We start from the raw sequence: 4,622 nt of genomic DNA, 5'->3' as shown, positions 1-4,622 counted from the left end.
AAGCACCTGCTATCTCCTGATCGATGAAGCGGGCCAGCCGCACGCCATCTTCACGGGGGATACGCTCTTTGTAGGTGATGTGGGCCGTCCGGACCTCTTTAGCGGCAACCTCACCAAGGAAGAACTGGCGGGCATGCTGTTCGAATCGCTGAATACGAAGATCAAGACCCTGCCGGACAGCGTGATTGTTTATCCGGCGCACGGCCCCGGATCCTCCTGCGGCAAGAACCTCGGTCCCAATACCACCTCCACCATCGGTGAGCAGAAACGCGACAACTACGCGCTCCTCGCTACCGACAAGGCCGATTTCATCAGCCAGGTAACCGATGGGTTGAGCACGCCTCCGCAGTATTTCCCCATCAACGCACAAATTAACCGGGAAGGTTACGACACCATGAACAAAATCATGGAACGCAGCCTGCAACCCTTATCCATAGCGGCTTTTAAAGAGAAAACCGACCTCGGCGCCGTGATCCTCGATACCCGTAACGCCACTACCTTCACCGAAGGTTTTGTGCCCGGTTCCATCAGCATCGGGCTGGAAGGCCGCTTCGCGGAATGGGCCGGCAGCCTGCTCCCCTTCGATAAAGCCATGATCCTCGTGACCGCTCCCGGCCAGGAAGAAGAAACGATCGTCCGCCTCGCGCGCGTGGGTTTCGACAAGGTGGAAGGTTACCTGGAAGGCGGTTTCGGCGCCTGGAAAGCAGCCGGTGAAAAGATCGACATGATCATTTCCGTGGACCCCGACGAGCTGGCGATGGACATCCCGCACGACGAGCACCTGCTCATCGTGGACGTCCGCAAGCCCGCCGAATTCGCCGACGGCCATCTGAAAGATGCCATGAACCTCACGCTCAGTGAGCTCACCGATCCCGGCACCATGGCCGATCTCGACGAGCACCTGAACCTCTACGTTCATTGCCAGGGCGGCTACCGCAGCGTGATCGCCTGCTCCCTCATGAAACGGGAAGGCATCCACAACCTCCGCAACGTAACCGGCGGTTATGCCAAAATGAAGGATGAAAAAGGCATCGAGATCGAGAAAGAGAAAAACGTACTGAACTAACGGAAACGTTAAAGTTTATATGAGCCGGGGCCCTATAGCCCCGGCTTTTTCATGAATGGCAGGGGATTTGCTGCCATCCGGCATAACATCCCGTATGCCCATTACTTTCCAGATGCCCCGGGAAATCATTTCCCTCTTCGACCATACGCGCTGCCGCCCTGCGCGCCTTCTGTTGGAAGATTTCTTCCGCGGCGGCGGTCTTACCCTCCCGCAGATCCTTTTCCGGCAGAATGTATTAAAAACGTTTATCCGCCACTGGAAGCACTTGCAGCATTTTGCGTATTCCCGCTATGATTTCGAAGAAGTACAGACCTTCACCACACAGGCCGATTATTTTGCCTACGAGTTCCCGGGAGTATGGGCGAGGATGTTCCCTTCCACCAACCGGAAGCTCGTACGCGGCAAAAGCGTGCAGGTGATGTTCTTTTTCGAGCGGTTGGAAGCATTTTACTTTCCATTGCCCGAAGGCATCGAATTCCCGGAAGATTTCCAGGAAAAAGTGGACCGGATACAGCGGGTGTTATCGCGGCTCAAAATTAAAAGAGGGGTGGAGGCCGTGCATAAAGACCGGTTTGGCGACTTTCATGCTTCCATGCTGTTGAAAGAACTGCAGGACATGAAGCATCGCAAGCACCTGGAGCAGTTTTGGGAGGCATTTTACGAATTCGAGATGTATTGGTCGCTGGCGAAAGGGATCGTTGCCCAGGGGCTCCGTTTCCCGGAGTTCCGGGAAGGGCCCGTTAGCCTGGAGGGTTTTTATCATCCGCTGGTGGCCGGGGCGGTGAGAAATGATTTTACCAGCGGCCCGAATATTGTGTTGTTGACGGGGCCGAATATGGGTGGGAAATCGACCGCCATGAAAAGTATCGGTTTGTGCGTGATGCTGGGGCACCTCGGGCTGGGGGTGCCTGCGGAAAAGTGCAGGCTCCCGGTTTTTGATGCATTTCTGGCGGCCGTCAACGTCACCGATGATATCTCTTCCGGGCTCAGCCACTATATGCAGGAGATCGTCCACCTCAAAAACGTGGTGGAAGATGCCGTGACGGGCAAGCGCTGCTTCGCGCTGTTCGACGAACTTTTCAGCGGCACCAATACCGAAGAAGCCGTGGCCCTGATTTTGCAGACAATTCAGGGGTTGCAGCGGTTTCCGTCCAGCCTGTTCATTATTTCCACCCATCTGCACGAAATCCGGCCAGGACTGGCAAACATCCGGTACGAAGCGTTGCATATGGAAGCAGATATAGAAAACGAAGCGCCGAGGCACACCTTCCGGCTCAAACCGGGATGGTCTGAAGTGAAGTTCGGGCGGTTGCTTTTTGAGAAGTCTGGATTATTTGATCTGCTGGGCAGAAGCCCATCATTTTAATTTCCCCAATCTAAACATCTCCGCACCCGCGTTGTTAAAATAAATACCCTGTTTATCCCCGCCGTAGCCAGGCACGTCAGCAGTAAGGGCGATCCGCCGGTACATTGGGCGGCACCGCATCGGGCGAAAGTTACCTATCATATTGGTTATCAAATTTTTAACTGAGGATAATGTCCGGGTTACGGACAGGAATTCTTCACATTCCTTTTAAATTTTAATCGTATGAAAAAACGCAATTCCTGGTTAGCCGCCTGCCTCCTTGGTTTGGGCGTATTCCTGTACGCTTGCAAACCAAGCGATGCCAAACTTCAGAAAGAAGTTAATGACAAACTGGCCACCACCACGCCCGGCGTGATCGCCGAAGTGAAAGGCGGCGTTGCCACACTCAGCGGCGAAGTGATGGACGATGCCACCAAATCCGCCGCCGAAACCACCGCCAAAGAAGTGAAAGGCATCAAGTCGGTTGTCAACAATGTGATGACGACACCTCCTCCTCCGCCACCTCCCCCGGTAGTGATCAGTCCGGACGATATGCTGAAAACCAGCGTGGATTCCGCATTGAACGCGCATAGCATTTCCGGTGTTACGGCCACCATCGCCAACGGAGAAGTAACCTTAACCGGCACCATCAAGAAAGCGGACCTGAAAAAGGTAATGCAGGCCGCAGCGGAAGCGAAGCCGAAGAAGATCAACAATAAGCTGACGATTCAATAAGCGGCAGTTCATCCATTTATCACTCAAAAAATTTGCAATATGGCATTACAGGAAAAATATGCGGAACTGGTCCAGGCGGCCAACAGCGGCGGCGTATCCGGGTTGCAGGTAGCCGAACAAAACGGTGTGCTGTATGTAACGGGTACCGCACCGTCGGGCGCGGTGAAGGATCAGCTTTGGGGTATTTATGAAAAGCTCGATCCCGAGATGCGGGCGGGTGATCTCGTGCTGAACATCTCCCTGGCCGAAGGCGCGGAGCAGGAGTATGAAGTACAATCCGGCGACAACCTCAGCAAAATCGCAAAGAAATATCCGGGTATGACCTGGCAGAAGATTTTTGAAGCGAACAAAGACCAGATCTCGGACCCGGACAAGATCCAGCCGGGCTGGAAGCTGAAGATCCCTTCGGCATAGGCGCTTCCGGAAAACAAAAGGGCGCTTCCGATACTGGGAGCGCCCTTTTTAATGTCTTTATTCCACATGTCCTTCTGCATACTCCGGTTTCCACTCGTGCTTCCAGCGGCGGTGGCTCCAGACCCATACTTCGGGCTGTTCGCGGATGTTTTTTTCCAGGTATTGGACGAATGCTTCGGTGATCTCGCCTTCCTTCGTTTGCGCCGGATGCTCGAATGCGAGGGTGAGCTTGGCTTCATAGTATCCGCGTTTCTTTTTGCGGATATCAACGAATACCACGGGGATATCGTTCCGCCGGGCGCTCATTTCGGGCCCTTTGTAAAACGCCGTCATTTTATTGAGGAACGGATACCAGTAACAGCGGCGCGGGTTGCCGGGATTCTGGTCGGCCACCAGCGCCAGGAGGTATTGCTTGCCCATCCAGGGCGCCATGCCGTTGCGCATGTCGTTGGCTGGTATGAGGATCGTGCCGAATTTTTCGCGGAAGTGCCGGAACATCCGGTTCACGGCTTTGTTGGTGATAGGCATGAACACGACCAGGAAAGGATAATCCACGCCCTGCATACAAAACAGGTTCGCCCACTCCCAATTGAAGTTATGCCCCAAATGCAGCTGGCAGCTCCGGCCCTGCGCATGCAGTTTATGCAGCGGCGACAGATCGCAGATGAAACGTTTTTGCAGCGAAGCTTTGCTCATCGTCAGCAGTTTGATCGTTTCCACGATCATATCCGTCAGGTTGCGGTAATACCTGCGGGCCATCCGGCGGATCTCCTGCTCCGTTTTGTCCGGGAACGCCTGCCGTAAATTGCCCAGCACCACTTTACGGCGGTACCCGAGGATATGATAGACAAAAAGGTACAGCAGGTCGCTGATGGGGTAAAGCACCCACAACGGCAAGATGGAAACGCTATAACAGAATGCCAGTAAAAAATAATACATATCCTCGCTCGCTTTTACCTACAATATGATATTCTGAACCAGTTCGCTTTTAGCCGGGTAATCGGTGTTGAAATGCAGGCCGCGGCTTTCTTTGCGGAAAGCGGCACCTTTCACGATGAGATA

The 4,622-nt window shown here is 53.9% G+C and carries 6 protein-coding genes; 4 read left to right on the top strand and 2 right to left on the bottom strand.

The features are described 5' to 3' along the window. The 4 genes from Q0510_RS18105 to Q0510_RS18090 form a co-directional block, all read left to right on the top strand. A partial coding sequence (locus Q0510_RS18105; protein WP_298715016.1) for a rhodanese-like domain-containing protein occupies nucleotides 1-1,066 on the top strand: 1,066 nt, incomplete at its 5' end. A 94-nt stretch (nucleotides 1,067-1,160) separates the two neighbouring features. Then, nucleotides 1,161-2,432 carry a hypothetical protein gene (locus Q0510_RS18100; RefSeq protein ID WP_298715014.1) on the top strand — a complete coding sequence of 424 codons (1,272 nt, stop codon included), beginning with the start codon at nucleotides 1,161-1,163 and terminating at the stop codon, nucleotides 2,430-2,432. A 222-nt stretch (nucleotides 2,433-2,654) separates the two neighbouring features. Continuing rightward, nucleotides 2,655-3,146, top strand: a complete 492-nt coding sequence (locus Q0510_RS18095) for a BON domain-containing protein (RefSeq protein ID WP_298715012.1) — start codon at nucleotides 2,655-2,657, stop codon at nucleotides 3,144-3,146. A 39-nt stretch (nucleotides 3,147-3,185) separates the two neighbouring features. Next, nucleotides 3,186-3,560, top strand: coding sequence for a LysM peptidoglycan-binding domain-containing protein (locus Q0510_RS18090; RefSeq protein ID WP_298715010.1), 375 nt, complete (start codon nucleotides 3,186-3,188; stop codon nucleotides 3,558-3,560). 57 nt (nucleotides 3,561-3,617) lie between these two features. Here the strand turns inward: Q0510_RS18090 and Q0510_RS18085 are convergent, their stop codons facing one another. Both Q0510_RS18085 and Q0510_RS18080 read right to left on the bottom strand, forming a co-directional pair. Then, on the bottom strand, nucleotides 3,618-4,499 hold the full coding sequence (locus tag Q0510_RS18085) for a lysophospholipid acyltransferase family protein (protein WP_298715008.1): 882 nt from the start codon (nucleotides 4,497-4,499) through the stop codon (nucleotides 3,618-3,620). A gap of 18 nt (nucleotides 4,500-4,517) precedes the next feature. Beyond that, nucleotides 4,518-4,613, bottom strand: a complete 96-nt coding sequence (locus Q0510_RS18080) for a hypothetical protein (RefSeq protein ID WP_298715018.1) — start codon at nucleotides 4,611-4,613, stop codon at nucleotides 4,518-4,520. Nucleotides 4,614-4,622: the final 9 nt, after the last annotated feature.

Source organism: uncultured Chitinophaga sp. (genome assembly GCF_937874145.1).
In the GTDB taxonomy this organism is placed as follows: Bacteria; Bacteroidota; Bacteroidia; order Chitinophagales; family Chitinophagaceae; genus Chitinophaga.
Note: the sequence above shows the minus strand (reverse complement) of the source record. Positions and strands in the feature narration are given on the sequence as shown.